This window comes from Pseudomonas sp. QLc11A (assembly GCF_052112305.1).
GTDB classification, from domain to species: domain Bacteria; phylum Pseudomonadota; class Gammaproteobacteria; order Pseudomonadales; family Pseudomonadaceae; genus Aquipseudomonas; species Aquipseudomonas laurylsulfatiphila.
The window spans coordinates 395,794-409,527 of sequence record NZ_JAVAJJ010000004.1 but is presented as its reverse complement, the minus strand read 5'-3'; the positions used below and the strand labels follow the sequence as shown (position 1 = coordinate 409,527).

Sequence of the window (13,734 nt, the reverse complement as noted above, 5' to 3'; positions counted from 1 at the left end):
GTCTGACTCCACAAGCACCCACACGAATTGCTTGATTCAGTTGTTAAAGAGCGGTTGGTTAAGATCTTTCGTCTCAACCGAGGCGCGCATTCTACAGCAGCCTCATTTGCTGTCAAGTGATTTTTTTCAGAAGTTTTCAAGGAATCCTTAACAACTTCAACCACTTGCGCTTTCGATCTCTCGTCAGCGGGAGGCGAATTCTACAGCGTTACTCGCTGCTGTCAACACCTCTTTTTCAACTTCCCTGGCGCTTCGATAAACTGAAGCAACCTGCTGCCGAAAACTGCATAACTCTTTGTTTACAAAGAAGTTTTCCGTTTCGACTGCGCCGGAAGTGGGGCGAATTATAGACATCTGAAATCTGCCGTCAAGCACTGATTCAGGTTTTCTATCGATATGTGCAAAAACACTGCTTATAGATAGACGTGCCTGCGGAGAATGCGCAGTATATTGCACAACACAAATAGAAACGCCCTTGATCCCCATATTTCGGACGATGCCACCTAATGAATGATCAGCCTCGCAGCCTAACCTCTACCCTGCTCTCGGTTGGGCTGCTGCTCATCGCCATGGCGTCGATCCAGTCCGGAGCCTCCCTGGCCAAAAGCATGTTCTCGGTTGTCGGCCCTCAAGGGACGACAACATTACGGCTGATTTTTGCCAGTGTGATCATGATGCTGATACTGCGCCCATGGCGGGCAAAACTCACCGCAAGGTCCCTGCGCACCGTCATCGTCTACGGGATGGCACTGGGCGGCATGAACTTCCTCTTCTATATGTCATTGCAAACCGTACCGCTGGGCATCGCGGTGGCGCTTGAGTTCACCGGCCCATTGGCCGTGGCGATCTACTCCTCGCGTCGCGCGATCGACTTTTTGTGGATCGCCCTGGCCACCGTCGGCTTGCTGCTACTGATACCGACTGGAGAAGCGAGCGCAGGAATCGATCTGGTAGGCGCCGGTTATGCTTTGGGGGCAGGAGTCTGCTGGGCACTGTACATTCTGTTCGGGCAAAAAGCGGGGGCCGATAATGGCGTGCAAACCGCCGCGTTGGGGGTAATGATCGCTGCGCTCTTCGTAGCCCCTATCGGTATTGTCCATGCTGGCTCCGCTTTGCTGACCCCTTCATTGATCCCCATAGCCCTCGGCGTCGCCGTCTTGTCCACCGCCCTCCCCTACACCCTGGAGATGGTCGCCCTGACCCGCATGCCTGCCAGGACCTTCGGTACGCTGATGAGCATCGAGCCGGCCTTCGGCGCGTTGTCAGGCTTGCTGTTCCTTCATGAATACCTCTCACTGTCGCAGTGGATGGCAATCATGTGCATCATTCTGGCCTCCGTCGGTGCAACCATGACCATGGGCAATGCCACCAGGCCGGCAGTCGCGGCAGATTGATAGCAGATATGACACAGGTCTGGTATTTGCCGCTCAATTAGGCCATGTTTAGCCCCGCCCCCAGAGTCATGCCATGGACAATTTCTGAAAGGGATATCGGTACGCTTCAAGCGAAAGCGAACGCGAACGCCGCCAGACCCGGGCACAAGATCCGGGGACGCTTTAAGGACAGTAATGAAACGATTTTTGATACTGATCGCCGTACTTGCAATTGCGGGCTGCGCAGCGACCTCCGAAACACAGATCAAGCACGGCAAGAAAGGGCTACACATCAACTGTTCCGGACTGTCTTCGTCCTGGGACAAGTGCTACGCCAGCGCTGCCAACTCCTGTGCACCCAAGGGATACAAGGTCATCGCCAAGTCGGGAGACTCCGTGGAGGAGCCCGGTGATTATCCGTTTGGCCTCAATCCCGCGGGTTATGCCAGCCGCAGCATGATTGTCATCTGCAAATAGGCAGGGCCGTCGCGTCAGGCTCCCGAACTTGCGATCTGACGGCCGATTTCCTCGTAGCTGGACTTCAGCACCGTGCGCTGGACATCCGGGCTAGCCAACATGCGCGCCACGACCAACGCGCCAATGCATTGCGACAGAATCGACCACGCCAGGCTGTCGCTTTGCAGGACACCCGCCCAACTTTCCTGAAGGCGGCAAATCCAGTGCTCTGCCTGTTGGCGGACACTCACATCGGAACGGGCAATTTCCGCCCCCAACGCCGGTAACGCACAACCGGTTTCCGGATTTTCGACGTGAGACATGCTCAGGTACATTTTCAGGCAGCGCTCAAGCTTGTCACGATCCTGTCCTTCCCCCAGCCGCGCCAGACTTTGACCCAACTCACGTTCGACAATGGTTGCGAACAACTCATCTTTCGACGAGAAGTGACTGTAGAAGGCCCCACCACTCAGGCCAATGGCTTTCATCAGCCCGTCCACGCCCACCGTGGAAAAACCGGACTTCTTGGCCGACAACGCACTGCTTTCAAGCAGCCTTTGCCTGGTTTCCAGCTTGTGATTGGCCGAATAACGCATTGCCCTTCCCCCTGAGTTGCTCACCTTGACGTCTGTCGAATCATAGCATAACGTTCGTTTAGTTAACGATCGTTTACTAAAGGGATCAACCCATGAATAACAAGAAGGTCGTATTGGTCGTCGGTGCAGGTGATGCCACGGGCGGCGCCATTGCCAAGCGGTTTGCCCAGGAAGGGTTTGTCGCCTGTGTCACCCGCCGTAGCGCGGACAAGCTCCAGCCACTGGTGGAGGCCATCAAGGCTGATGGCGGCGAAGCCCACGGATTTGCCTGTGATGCACGTAAAGAAGAAGACGTGATCGCGCTGGTCGAGCAGATCGAAAGCCAGATCGGCCCCATCGAAGCATTTGTCTTCAACATCGGCGCCAACGTGCCGTGCAGCATTCTCGAAGAAACCGCCCGCAAGTATTTCAAGATCTGGGAAATGGCCTGCTTTTCCGGTTTTCTCAATGCCCGTGAAGTGGCCAAGCGCATGGCCAGGCGCCAGCGCGGCACCATCCTGTTCACCGGCGCCACTGCAGGCATGCGTGGCGCTGCCGGGTTCGCGGCATTTGCCGGTGCCAAGCACGGCATTCGGGCATTGGCGCAAAGCATGGCCCGGGAGCTGGGACCGATGAATATTCACGTTGCCCATGTCATCGTCGATGGTGCCATTGATACCGATTTCATCCGTGAAAGCTTCCCCGAGAAATACGCTACCAAGGATCAGGATGGCATCCTCAATCCCGAGCATATCGCCGAAAACTATTGGTACCTGCACAGCCAGCCCCGCGATGCCTGGACCTTCGAGCTGGACCTTCGCCCCTGGAGCGAACGTTGGTAATCGCCCACACACAACAATAAGACGAGCGCCCTGAACATGAGCAAAACCGTGGAGTTCTACTTCGACCTCGGCAGCCCCGCCACCTATCTGGCCTATACCCAGCTACCGAAGATTTGCGCACAGACCGATACCCGGCTGGTCTACATTCCGCTCTTGCTGGGCGGCGTATTCAAAGCCACCGGCAATGCCTCTCCGGCGACTATCCCGGCCAAGGGCCGCTACATGTTTCAGGACCTGGACCGCTACGCCAAACGCTACGGAGTGCCCCTGAAGTTCAATCCGCACTTCCCGATCAACACCTTGATGCTCATGCGCGCCGTAACAGGCATGCAGTTACGCCATCCGGAACGCTTTGCCGCCTTCCTCGACTGCCTGTTCAATGCCATCTGGGTAGAGGGTCGCAGCCTGGACGAACCGGCAACCGTCGCGGCAGTGCTCAGCGAAAACGGCTTTAACCCACAGGAAGTACTGGCCCTGACCGCCGATGAAGAAATCAAGACGGCGCTCAAGGACAATACCGAAAAAGCCGTACAGCGAGGCGTATTCGGAGCTCCGAGCATGTTTGTCGACAACCAGCTGTACTTCGGCCAGGATCGGCTGGACTTCGTGCTCGAAGCCCTGAGTTAGACCTCGATGACCAACCGCCCCTTTGCCGCTCCCGACAAGAGCAGTGCATGGGCGGCTTCTGCCGACTCCAGCGTGAACGAATGCGGGTCAAGCAACGGCACGAGCTTGCCCGCCTCGATCAACCCCGCCGCCTCGCGCAGAATCTCGCCGTGATGCTCGCGCCCCTGGCCCGTCAACAGTGGCAGCAGGGTGAAGACACCGGAATAAGTCGCCCCGCGAAAGGACAGCGGTGCCAGACTGTGCTGGCCCCACCCCAGGCAACTGAGTACATGACCGTGATACACCCGGGCAGCCTTGAATGACGCATCCAGCGTTTCGCCCCCCACTGTGTCATAGACAATGTCGAAGCCCTCACCGGCGGTATGTTCGGCCACATAGTCTTCGACCGAAGACTTGCGGTAATCGATAAACGTCGCGCCGAACCCTTCGATGATCGATTGTTGCCCGGCCGAGCCGGTGGCAAAAACCCTGGCGCCAAAAGCGCGGGCGATTTGCACGGCGACGTGTCCGACGCCACCGGCACCGCCATGAATCAATACCTTCTGCCCAGATCGAACGCGAGCCCGGTCCACCAGACCTTCCCAAGCGGTGATCAGCACCAGTGGCAATCCAGCCGCTTCGCGCATGCTCAGGTTGTGCGGTTTGCGAGCCAACAGGCGGGCATCGACCGCCGCGTACTCGGCCAATGAACCTTGAATACCACCAATACCCGTGGCCATGGCGTACACCTCATCCCCCGGCAGCCAGCCACTGACACCCTCGCCCAGCGACTCTACAATCCCGGCCAGATCCATTCCGACAATCGCCGGCAGTGGTTGCCTCGCATGGGCCGCTTGCCCGGAGCGGATTTTTCCATCCAGTGGATTCACACCGCTGGCCTTGATCCTGACCAATACCTGCCCTGCCTGTGGCACGGGCCGCGCGATGGAAACCAGGCGTAACGGCGCATTGGCCGAGTCGATCATCAGAGCGCGCATGTTCAGTGAATCAGTCATTTCGCCATCTCCCATCAGAAGTGAATACAGGGTCAATCTTGCCCCGCCCTATTCATGCCGATAAGACGCCATATCGCTATAGTGATCATGCCTGCACAGCATCAATGAGAAATTCCGTGGACACACTTAATGCAATGGCAATATTCGTACGGGTGGTCGAGCGTGGCAACTTCTCCGCCGTTGCCCGGGAGTTGCAGACCAGTCAGCCGACCATCAGCAAGGTGCTGCAAGCGCTGGAAACCCGATTGGGCGGAAAGCTGATTGCCCGCAGTACCCGCAAGCTATCGCTGACGGACGAAGGTCAGCGCTATTACAACGAATGCCGGATCATCCTCGCTGCCGTGGATGCGGCAGAACACAGCTTCCAGTCCGGCCGGGAAAAGGTGGCCGGTCCTCTGAAAATCGGTTCGTCGGTCAGTTTCGGCCGCTTGCAGATCGCTCCCCGATTGCCGGACTTTCTCAGACGCTACCCTGACGTGCAGATAGACCTGCAACTGAGCGATCAGAACCAGGATCTGGTCAGTGAAGGGCTGGACGTCACCTTCCGGATCGGCGCCCTGAACGACAGTGGCCTGATCGCTCGCCTTGTAGGTTCGACCCATCGGGTGACCGTCGCATCACCTGACTACCTCAGGCAATACGGCAAACCGCAAACACCGCAGGAACTGGGCAGGCACAACTGCCTGATGTTCAACCTGTTGAGCAGTCAAAACCTGTGGATTTACACAAAAGATGCGCAGCGTCATGAGGTGCGGATCAAAGGCAATGCGCAGAGCAACAATTCCGAGGCGATCCGCGAACTGGTGCTGGGGGGATTGGGGATTGCGCTGTCGCCGGTGTGGTTGTTCAGCGAGGATCTGAAAGCCGGAAGAGTGACGGCGATTCTTCAGGACTACACTGCAGAGTCGCTACCGATTCATGCCGTGTCCCCTGCGAATCGTCGCCAATCCGCCAGGGTCAAAGCCTTTGTTGACTACATGAGCCGGGCGCTGGAGACAGCGCCCGAATTGAAAGCAATCAAATAGCCGCGGTACGAGTGTTCAGCCACTCAAGGGCCGCACCCTCGACCAATGGGCTCAGGCGTTCGCGCACTTCGGCGTGATAGGCGTTGAACCACTGTTTTTCTTCTTCGGTCAGCAGCGAGGTTTCCAGGCAACGGGTATCGATCGGGCACAGGGTCAGCGTTTCGAACTTCAGGAACTCACCGAATTCGCTTTTGCCTGCCTCACGGTTCATCGCCAGGTTTTCGATCCGCACGCCCCAACGGCCCGGACGATAGGTGCCCGGCTCAATGGACGTGATCATGCCCGGTTGCATCGCCGTTTGCGGGGCAGGTGCAGCCTGATAGGCGATGACTTGCGGACCTTCGTGGACGTTGAGGAAGTAACCGACACCATGACCGGTGCCATGACCATAGTCGACACTTTCCGCCCAGATGGGCGCACGAGCGATGGCATCGAGCAGCGGCGACAGAATGCCTTTCGGGAACTGCGCGCGGGACAAAGCAATCACGCCCTTGAGCACGCGGGTGCAATCGCGTTTTTGCTCATCGGTCGGGGTGCCCACTGCAACCATCCGCGTGATGTCGGTGGTGCCGCCCAGGTACTGGCCGCCGGAGTCGATCAACAGTAGACCGTCCCCTTCGATGACCGCGTGCTCCTCTTCGGTGGCGTGGTAGTGCGGCATCGCGCCATTGGCGTTGTAGGCGGCAATGGTATTGAAGCTCAGCGACACATAATCCGGACGGCGCTCACGGGCAGCGGTGAGTTTTTCGTCGATGGTCAGTTCGGTGATGCGCTCATTGCCCAGCGCCGAGTCCAGCCAGGCGAAGAATTCGCACAGTGCTGCGCCGTCCTGCTCCATGGCCTGACGGATGTGTTCGGCATCGGCCAGGCTTTTTTGCGATTTGGCCAGGGTGGTCGGGTTCAGGCCCTCGATCAGTTTCACCCCGCTGTCGAGGTTGTCCAGCAACCCCGCCGTGACCCGCGCCGGGTCGACTTGCAGGCTCGCGCCGCTCGGCACGGCGCGCAAAGCGGCAGCGACTTCGCTGTAATCGCGCAAGGTCACGCCGTCCTGTTCAAGGATGGCGCGCAGTTCAGCACTGACCTTGCTCAGGGCGACAAACAGCGTGGCCTGTTGCTGGTTGATCAAGGCGAAGGAAACGAATACCGGGTTGAACGACACATCGCCGCCACGCAGGTTGAACAACCACGCGATGTCATCGAGGGTGGCGATGAAATGCCAGTCGGCGCCACGGGCCTGAAGGGTTTCACGCAGTTTGGCGAGTTTTTCGCCACGGCTGACGGTCGCTTGTGGAGGCAGGTGCTGATAGATCGGTTCGTTCGGCAGGCTTGGGCGGTCGCTCCAGACTCCGCCAAGCAGGTCGATGTCGGTGCGCAGACGGGCGCCACGCTCTTCAAGTTTAGCGCCCAGGGTCCGTGCCGACGCCACGGCCATGACCGCGCCATCGACCGCGACAACGCCACCCTCGGGGGTTTGCTCGGCCAGCCATTCCAGTGGCCCGGGTTGACCCGGTTGCAGCTTGACCAGGTCAATGCCGCTGCCCTTGAGTTCCTTGGTCGCCTGCTCCCAGTAACGGCTGTCAGCCCAGACGCCGGCAAAATCCGGGGTCACGATCAGGGTGCCGACCGAACCATGGAAACCCGACAACCACTGGCGCCCCTGCCAGTAACCCGGCAGGTACTCGGACAAGTGCGGGTCGGCCGACGGCACCAGCAAGGCGTGAATACCCTCCCGGCTCATCAGTTCGCGAGTTTGCGCCAAGCGCTGGGGCACCGATCCATTGGTCGAAAGCTGCGTATTCATCGTGTCTCCTGCTAACCACTTCATCATTATTGTTGAGTGCCGATCAGCGTCGGCGCTTCGTCGCCCTATTGCCAGAATGCCGGAGCACTGGCGCAGGCTGTCTTGATCAGTTGTACCGCCTGGTCGATGTCCTGCTCGGTGGTAAAACGCCCGAGGCTCAAGCGGATGGTGCGGCCGGCCGAGCGGGCATCATGCCCCAGGGCCAGCAGCACATGGGATGGGGTATTACTCGCGGAATTGCACGCCGAGGTCGCGGAAAACGCGATCGAGGCCAGCAACGCCGCCGGGTTGAACTCGCCTTCCGAGAAGGTCAGGCTCAGGGTATGGGGAATGCGCCGGGTCGGGCTGCCGTTGAGACGCACGCCGGGAATGCCCTGCAATTGCTCGAGCAAGCGTTCACGCAAACGCACGATGGTGGCTTTCTCTTCATCGAACGCAGCGGCCGCCAGTGCAAAGGCCAAGCCCATGGCCACGATCTGATGGGTCGCCAGGGTGCCGGAACGCAGACCGCCCTCATGCCCGCCGCCATGGATCTGCGCCTGCAATCGTTGCCGGGCACGCGGACCGACATACAACGCACCGATGCCTTTGGGGCCGTACAGTTTATGCGCAGAAAACGACATCAGGTCCACCGGCCACTGTCCGAGGTCGATCGCCACTTTGCCCGCGCCCTGTGCGGCGTCGACATGGAACAACGCCCCGCGTTCACGCACCACCTGACCGATGGCGGGAACATCGTTGAGCGTCCCCAGTTCGTTGTTGACCAGCATCAGCGACACCAGGAAAGTGTCCTCGCGCATGGCTTCGCTGACCGCTTGCGCGGTGATCAGCCCATCGGCATCCGGCACCAGGTACGTCACGGCGACACCGGCATCCTGCAGTTGCCTGGCGGTATCGAGAATGGCCTTGTGTTCGATCTGACTGGTGAGGATATGGCCACCGCCAGTGCCGCGCCCCTGGGCTACGCCTTTGAGGGCAAGGTTGTTGGATTCGGTGGCGCCTGAGGTCCAGACGATCTGTTCAGGTGTCGCGCCGACCAGTTCGGCGACCTGGCGTCGCGCCTGCTCCACCGATTGTCGGGCCTGTTGGCCAAAGACATGAGAGCTTGAGGCCGGGTTGCCGAAATTGCCGGTAAAGCCCAGACACTCGACCATCACCTTGATGACCCGCTCATCCACCGGCGTGGTGGCGGCGTAATCGAAATACAACGGACGTTTATTCATAAAAGACTCGCAGAGCGTGTTCCGGGATCAGGAAGCTCGTGACTGCAAACGGCAAAGCGCAGCCTTGTGAGCTGCGCGCTGTTTTCAGAACGCTACCAATACCTGATCGGATGCCGTTAAAGAAGGACTACTTCATTTAATAGTGCGTAGGAACGCTCCTGAAAAGTCAGCTTAACAGGCATCGGGCAACTGGTTGAAGCAATGCGTCAGCCAAAGCTTTCGAGCAGCAGCGGATACAGCGAACCCACGAGCAGCACGGCCATGCCCCAATTGAACAGGCGCAGCCAGCGGCGATCCTTCAGAACATTGCGCAACAGCGTGCCGCAAGCGGCCCAGACACCGACACTCGGCAGGTTGATGATGGCAAAAACCGCCGCAATCACGATCACATTGGTGAAGTAACCCTGCATCGGCGTGTAGGTGCTGATGGCGCCAATAGCCATGATCCAGGCCTTGGGGTTGACCCACTGGAACGCGGCGGCGCCCAGATAGCTGATCGGTTTCGCCTCGCTCTGCTGACCCTCCGACACCGGTCCGGAATGAGCGATTTTCCACGCCAGATACAGCAGATACGCCGCCCCCACGTAACGCAGCACGGTGTAGAGCAAAGGGTAAGCCTGGAACACCGCGCCAAGGCCGAAACCGACCGCCACCACCAGTACAAAGAAGCCACAAGTGATGCCGAGCATGTGCGGAATCGTGCGGTTGAAGCCGAAGTTCACCCCGGAAGCCAGCAACATGGTGTTGTTCGGACCGGGTGTGATCGAGGTGACGAGGGCGAACAGGGCAAAGCCCAGCAGCAGGTCGAGTGAGAGCGTCATGGGTGGCAGTCCGTCAGGGTCGGTCAGGTGTTGACCCTATCGCACACCTTAGGCGAAACCCATGGACAGTTACGCGAAACTTGGAGCAGTACAGTTTTGCCTCAGCTTGGACGACCGTGAAGCTGTACAGATCGCCCGGCGTTCATTTCCCCCTGGTTGTCGTAGCTGAACGACTTTTGCGGCTGGCCGAGCAGTTCGGCTTTTTTCGCGTGGTATTCGTCGAAGGACAATCCGCGGCGGTTCAGCGCCTCCAGCGCCAGTTCCTTGCTTTCTTCAGCCGTGTAAGGGCGAAGCTCCGGGGAAACATGGCTGGCACATCCGGCGAGTACGGAGACAGCGAGCATCAGCAGAGTGGCGATCATCGGTTTCATTTCTGGCGTCCTGGCGACTGGTTCGAGGCAATGAACACAGGCTACCCGCGCCTCCCGGGTAGCAGAAATCAACGCTTTCAATAGTGGCTATCAGGAAATGGCGATCATTGTCCTTATCAGCGCTGGAGCCTACCTGATGGCACTTGTGTGGCGTGGCTGCTCGTCGGGCGCTCGGTGAGGCGAAAGCGGCTGGCCTATATTTAATCGGCTGCACAACGAAGCAAGTACTTTCCATTCACATAACAAGAACAGGGAGATCCATCATGAGTGTCAAACCCATTCCGGAGGGGTATCACAGCATCACCCCCTATCTGGGCATCCACAAAGCTGCCGAAGCCATCGATTTCTACAAGAAAGCCTTCGGCGCCATTGAGGTCATGCGCCTGGCCATGCCCGATGGTGGCATCGGTCACGCCGAACTGCGCATCGGCGATTGCCCGATCATGCTGGGCACACCGTGCGATCAAGGACCGCTGAGCAACCCGGACAATTCGCCGTCCGTGGGTCTGCATTTGTACGTTAAGGATGTCGACAAGTCCTACAAACAGGCCATCGATGCCGGTGCCACCGTTGTATCGGAGGTCAAGGATCAGTTTTACGGCGATCGCTCGGGGACCTTGAAGGATCCCTACGGGCATCTGTGGTTCCTGGCGACGCGCAAGGAAGACCTGACTCAGGAACAGATTGAACAACGGGCGAAGGAAATGTTTCAGCAGGGTTGAATCTTCGATGCCGGAGCGGGCCTCTTCGCGAGCAGGCTCGCTCCCACAGGGGCCCCGCCCCACTCTTCTGGTAATGCGAAACATTTACTTTCATTTTCTCTTTCGGGATTTCCTTTGCTCATCCGTCTTACCTAGATGCAGTCCTGTCGCGTAGGCAAAAGCCACGACTGGACCTTCAGGGCGCTCATCCCTGCGAAGCCCGCAGCCGAGCGGCCTCTCATCCAGGCAAGACCTTCAATATGTCAAAGAAATCCCGCTCAAAAATCTGGTTCCTGGTCCACAGCTGGCTGGCGCTGCCGATCTGGTTTTTCGTGCTGATCGTCTGCGTGACCGGCACCCTGGCGGTGATCAGCCAGGAAATCGTCTGGCTGGCCAACCCGCCCATGCGCGCCAGCCAACCCTCGGACGATGCACCGCTGCTCAGCTATCAGCAGGTCATCGAGGCCATCAACAAGGCCGAGCCGCAGACCGTGGTGCAGAGCATCAGTCGGCCCGACGAGTCGCACTTCGCGCTGGATGTCGAAGTCAGCTATCCCGACGGACGCTCGGTGGTGATTTATGTCAATCCATACAGCGGCGTGATCCAGGGCGTCGCGCCGGAGTTCAACTTCCGCGCCTTCACCCGGGCGCTGCACGGCTGGTGGCTGGTGCCGTTCACCAACGGCTACAGCTGGGGCTGGTACCTGGTGTCGTTTCTCGGCTTGCCGCTGCTGGCTTCGCTGGTCACCGGGCTGGTGGTCTACAAACGCTTCTGGAAAGGCTTTTTCCGCCCGACCCTGCGGATTCGCCACGGCGCGCGGATTTTCTGGGGCGACTTCCACCGCTTGAGCGGCATCTGGTCGATCTGGTTCATCGCGGTGATTTCCATCACCGGCACCTGGTTCCTGATCCAGGCATTCCTGTTCGATAACCAGATTTCCATCTCCACGGAAAAGATCATTCCGGCGATGTCCCGCGAAGCGGTGCCGCTGTCGCCCGATGGGTCGCCCCCGCCGCGTATCGACCTTGATCGCGCGATTGAAATCGCCACGCAGAAAATCTCCGGGCTGGAAGCCAGCTTCGTCAGCCTGCCGGGCAATGCCTACAGCCATCTGGATGTCGGGGGACGCGGCTGGTATCCACTGATGTTCCAGACCGCGACCCTCAACCCCTACACCGGCGAAATAGCCGCCTCGCGCCTGATTTCCGACCGCTCGACCCTGGAGTTCGTCACCGAGTCCATGCGCCCGCTGCACACCGGCGACTTCGGTGGCCTGTGGATCAAGCTGATCTGGGCGTTCTTCGGCCTGTTGCTGAGCATGATGGTGCTCAGCGGCTTGCTGATCTGGACCAAGCGCACGGCACTGGCCACGGCCAATGCCTTCAAGCGCAGCAACAGGACACCGCGCAGCGCCGCGGCGCAACCGGCCACCCGCAAGGAAACATCGGAGGCCAACCTGTGAGCAAAGACATTGCGGTCTCACAACCCTCGCGCCTGAGCGTGTTCTGGCACAAATGGCGCTTTCACCTGAACGTCCTGTTGCTGCTGATTCCACTCGGTTTCATGCCCAAGTACTTCGCGGATGAAGCATTGATGCGCGGCGACAGTGGCCTGGGTGAACGCGAAGTCGGCGAAGTCCAGGTCGGCCCCTGGAGCCTGCGCCTGGCGGAATTGCGCAACGCCGCACCCACGCTCGACGGCCCCGCCGGCTACATGAAAGGTTTCAACGCGGCACTGTGCGAGGCCTGTATCGGACAGGTCAAGGCCACTTACCTGCGCATCGGCAAACCCCGCAGCCTGCGCGCCGCCGGCGTGATTTTCTTCGGCGCGCCGTACCGCATGGGCGCTTCACTGCCCGTCCCGGAAAAGACCACGGCCGACGCCGAGCTGTGGATCACCATGGAAGGCTGGGACGGCGCCATGCATCAGGCATCCATTCCTTTGAGCCAGGCCTCCCCCGCCACCATCGCCTGGCTGAACAAACAAGGAGGCAAACCATGATCAACCCGCTTCGTCCACTCAACACCCTGTTGCTGCTGCTCTGCGCCGGCTTCAGCGCCAGCGCCCTGGCCCATAACCCGATGTGCGAATGCAAGGCCATCGACGCCGAGCAGATCAAATGCACCGGTGGTTTTTCCGACGGCAGTGGCGCACCGGGCGTGACCCTCGATGTGATCGGCTACGACGAAACCATTCTGGTGCCTGGCAAACTCGGAGCCGACTCGACCCTGACGTTCAAGAAACCCGGCGCCGAGTTCTACGTGCTGTTCGACGCAGGCCCCGGTCACGTGGTGGAAATCGACCAGGCGGACATCCAGGCGCCATGAATACTTCAACGACCCAGGTCGTGCGCCCGGCGGGTGCCGGCCACGAAACCCTCTACGTCCTGCTGCTGTGCCTGATGATCCTTGCGGTCGCAGGTTCGGTGGTGCTCTGGCGCGGGGAATCCCATGAGGTGAGCAGCATCAACAGCCACCAACTGGATGCGCGCCGCGACCTCAGCGCTGCCGAGCAAGGCATCTACGCCGATTTGCGGGTGACGCTGGACGAGATTCATTTGCTGCGCCAGGAACAGCAAACCCTGCCGCCCCCCGAGGCCCTCGCCGACGAGGGTTTTGCCCCGTTTGCCCAGGATGCCAGTTCCGTCAGCCGTGGCAGCCATGCCTGGCAATTGCTCAACGCCAAGGCCTACTTCGGCCAGAGCCAGACGCCGACGGTCGCCGGTTCGTTCCTGATGCGCCTGACCGCCACCGATGACGCTCCGGACATCTGGCTCAACCGCGCCGGCACGCTCACCGCTCCGGCCGACCTCAGCGACAGCGCGCTCGAAAGCGCCGGCTGGCAACAGATCGTCGCGCAATTCGATGCCGGCGTGACCCGCCAGCACCGGCATTGAACCCTCGCCCTCACCCGAGAGAAGACC

At 59.6% G+C, this 13,734-nt stretch carries 16 protein-coding genes; 10 read left to right on the top strand and 6 right to left on the bottom strand.

All coding sequences use genetic code 11. From position 1 onward, the window contains the following. The first annotated feature begins 506 nt into the window (after positions 1-506). Entirely contained in the window at positions 507-1,394 is an 888-nt protein-coding gene (gene rhtA, locus Q8X48_RS09420; RefSeq protein ID WP_407800390.1) for a threonine/homoserine exporter RhtA, read from the top strand. Between the two features lie 174 nt (positions 1,395-1,568). Further along, a complete protein-coding gene (locus Q8X48_RS09415; RefSeq protein WP_407800392.1) occupies positions 1,569-1,850 on the top strand; it encodes a hypothetical protein in 282 nt (93 codons plus the stop codon). 14 nt (positions 1,851-1,864) lie between these two features. Here Q8X48_RS09415 and Q8X48_RS09410 read toward each other — a convergent pair whose 3' ends face one another. Beyond that, the gene (locus tag Q8X48_RS09410; protein WP_407800393.1) at positions 1,865-2,425 is read right to left on the bottom strand and encodes a TetR/AcrR family transcriptional regulator; all 561 of its coding nucleotides are present in this window, start codon (positions 2,423-2,425) and stop codon (positions 1,865-1,867) included. 92 nt (positions 2,426-2,517) lie between these two features. On the opposite strand from Q8X48_RS09410, the gene Q8X48_RS09405 reads away from it, so the two are divergent. Further along, positions 2,518-3,246, top strand: a complete 729-nt coding sequence (locus tag Q8X48_RS09405; RefSeq protein ID WP_407800394.1) for an SDR family oxidoreductase — start codon at positions 2,518-2,520, stop codon at positions 3,244-3,246. Positions 3,247-3,282: 36 nt separating this feature from the next. Next, complete coding sequence (locus Q8X48_RS09400) at positions 3,283-3,873, top strand: 2-hydroxychromene-2-carboxylate isomerase (protein WP_407800395.1); 591 nt, start codon at positions 3,283-3,285, stop codon at positions 3,871-3,873. Here Q8X48_RS09400 and Q8X48_RS09395 read toward each other — a convergent pair. Further along, positions 3,870-4,868: a zinc-dependent alcohol dehydrogenase family protein gene (locus Q8X48_RS09395; RefSeq protein ID WP_407800397.1), complete on the bottom strand. Its 999-nt coding sequence runs from the start codon at positions 4,866-4,868 to the stop codon at positions 3,870-3,872. The two genes, Q8X48_RS09400 and Q8X48_RS09395, sit on opposite strands and share 4 nt — an antisense overlap. Before the next feature lie 104 nt (positions 4,869-4,972). Between Q8X48_RS09395 and Q8X48_RS09390 the strand changes: the two genes are divergently transcribed. After that, positions 4,973-5,893: a LysR family transcriptional regulator gene (locus tag Q8X48_RS09390; RefSeq protein ID WP_407800399.1), complete on the top strand. Its 921-nt coding sequence runs from the start codon at positions 4,973-4,975 to the stop codon at positions 5,891-5,893. Here Q8X48_RS09390 and Q8X48_RS09385 read toward each other — a convergent pair. From Q8X48_RS09385 to Q8X48_RS09370, 4 genes are all read right to left on the bottom strand, one after another. Continuing rightward, the gene (locus Q8X48_RS09385; protein ID WP_407800400.1) at positions 5,886-7,694 is read right to left on the bottom strand and encodes an aminopeptidase P family protein; all 1,809 of its coding nucleotides are present in this window, start codon (positions 7,692-7,694) and stop codon (positions 5,886-5,888) included. The two genes, Q8X48_RS09390 and Q8X48_RS09385, sit on opposite strands and share 8 nt — an antisense overlap. Positions 7,695-7,759: 65 nt before the next feature. After that, complete coding sequence (locus Q8X48_RS09380) at positions 7,760-8,917, bottom strand: cysteine desulfurase family protein (RefSeq protein WP_407800401.1); 1,158 nt, start codon at positions 8,915-8,917, stop codon at positions 7,760-7,762. A 206-nt stretch (positions 8,918-9,123) separates the two neighbouring features. Next, entirely contained in the window at positions 9,124-9,738 is a 615-nt protein-coding gene (locus tag Q8X48_RS09375) for a LysE family translocator (protein ID WP_407800402.1), read from the bottom strand. A gap of 101 nt (positions 9,739-9,839) precedes the next feature. After that, positions 9,840-10,109 (bottom strand): hypothetical protein, encoded by a 270-nt coding sequence (locus tag Q8X48_RS09370; RefSeq protein WP_007973410.1) that lies wholly within the window; start codon positions 10,107-10,109, stop codon positions 9,840-9,842. A gap of 263 nt (positions 10,110-10,372) precedes the next feature. Here Q8X48_RS09370 and Q8X48_RS09365 point away from each other — a divergent pair, with 263 nt between their 5' ends. From Q8X48_RS09365 to Q8X48_RS09345, 5 genes are all read left to right on the top strand, one after another. After that, positions 10,373-10,831 carry a VOC family protein gene (locus Q8X48_RS09365; RefSeq protein ID WP_095968113.1) on the top strand — a complete coding sequence of 153 codons (459 nt, stop codon included), beginning with the start codon at positions 10,373-10,375 and terminating at the stop codon, positions 10,829-10,831. A 239-nt stretch (positions 10,832-11,070) separates the two neighbouring features. Next, a complete protein-coding gene (locus Q8X48_RS09360) occupies positions 11,071-12,273 on the top strand; it encodes a PepSY-associated TM helix domain-containing protein (RefSeq protein ID WP_095968112.1) in 1,203 nt (400 codons plus the stop codon). Continuing rightward, the gene (locus Q8X48_RS09355; protein ID WP_407800403.1) at positions 12,270-12,812 is read left to right on the top strand and encodes a thiamine pyrophosphate-binding protein; all 543 of its coding nucleotides are present in this window, start codon (positions 12,270-12,272) and stop codon (positions 12,810-12,812) included. Before Q8X48_RS09360 ends, Q8X48_RS09355 begins: the two co-directional genes overlap by 4 nt. After that, complete coding sequence (locus Q8X48_RS09350) at positions 12,809-13,138, top strand: hypothetical protein (protein ID WP_095968110.1); 330 nt, start codon at positions 12,809-12,811, stop codon at positions 13,136-13,138. Before Q8X48_RS09355 ends, Q8X48_RS09350 begins: the two co-directional genes overlap by 4 nt. Then, the gene (locus tag Q8X48_RS09345; protein WP_126053006.1) at positions 13,135-13,707 is read left to right on the top strand and encodes a DUF6162 family protein; all 573 of its coding nucleotides are present in this window, start codon (positions 13,135-13,137) and stop codon (positions 13,705-13,707) included. Before Q8X48_RS09350 ends, Q8X48_RS09345 begins: the two co-directional genes overlap by 4 nt. Positions 13,708-13,734: the final 27 nt, after the last annotated feature.

Excerpts from the sequence above, each read along its gene's own strand:
- Q8X48_RS09380 (WP_407800401.1), bottom strand. The coding sequence starts at position 8,917 with ATGAATAAACGTCCGTTGTATTTCGATTACGCCGCCACCACGCCGGTG.
- Q8X48_RS09370 (WP_007973410.1), bottom strand. The coding sequence starts at position 10,109 with ATGAAACCGATGATCGCCACTCTGCTGATGCTCGCTGTCTCCGTACTC.
- Q8X48_RS09385 (WP_407800400.1), bottom strand. The coding sequence starts at position 7,694 with ATGAATACGCAGCTTTCGACCAATGGATCGGTGCCCCAGCGCTTGGCG.
- Q8X48_RS09390 (WP_407800399.1), top strand. The coding sequence starts at position 4,973 with ATGAGAAATTCCGTGGACACACTTAATGCAATGGCAATATTCGTACGG.
- Q8X48_RS09415 (WP_407800392.1), top strand. The coding sequence starts at position 1,569 with ATGAAACGATTTTTGATACTGATCGCCGTACTTGCAATTGCGGGCTGC.
- Q8X48_RS09350 (WP_095968110.1), top strand. The coding sequence starts at position 12,809 with ATGATCAACCCGCTTCGTCCACTCAACACCCTGTTGCTGCTGCTCTGC.
- Q8X48_RS09345 (WP_126053006.1), top strand. The coding sequence starts at position 13,135 with ATGAATACTTCAACGACCCAGGTCGTGCGCCCGGCGGGTGCCGGCCAC.
- Q8X48_RS09375 (WP_407800402.1), bottom strand. The coding sequence starts at position 9,738 with ATGACGCTCTCACTCGACCTGCTGCTGGGCTTTGCCCTGTTCGCCCTC.
- Q8X48_RS09360 (WP_095968112.1), top strand. The coding sequence starts at position 11,071 with ATGTCAAAGAAATCCCGCTCAAAAATCTGGTTCCTGGTCCACAGCTGG.
- Q8X48_RS09405 (WP_407800394.1), top strand. The coding sequence starts at position 2,518 with ATGAATAACAAGAAGGTCGTATTGGTCGTCGGTGCAGGTGATGCCACG.
- Q8X48_RS09400 (WP_407800395.1), top strand. The coding sequence starts at position 3,283 with ATGAGCAAAACCGTGGAGTTCTACTTCGACCTCGGCAGCCCCGCCACC.
- Q8X48_RS09410 (WP_407800393.1), bottom strand. The coding sequence starts at position 2,425 with ATGCGTTATTCGGCCAATCACAAGCTGGAAACCAGGCAAAGGCTGCTT.
- rhtA (WP_407800390.1), top strand. The coding sequence starts at position 507 with ATGAATGATCAGCCTCGCAGCCTAACCTCTACCCTGCTCTCGGTTGGG.
- Q8X48_RS09365 (WP_095968113.1), top strand. The coding sequence starts at position 10,373 with ATGAGTGTCAAACCCATTCCGGAGGGGTATCACAGCATCACCCCCTAT.
- Q8X48_RS09395 (WP_407800397.1), bottom strand. The coding sequence starts at position 4,868 with ATGACTGATTCACTGAACATGCGCGCTCTGATGATCGACTCGGCCAAT.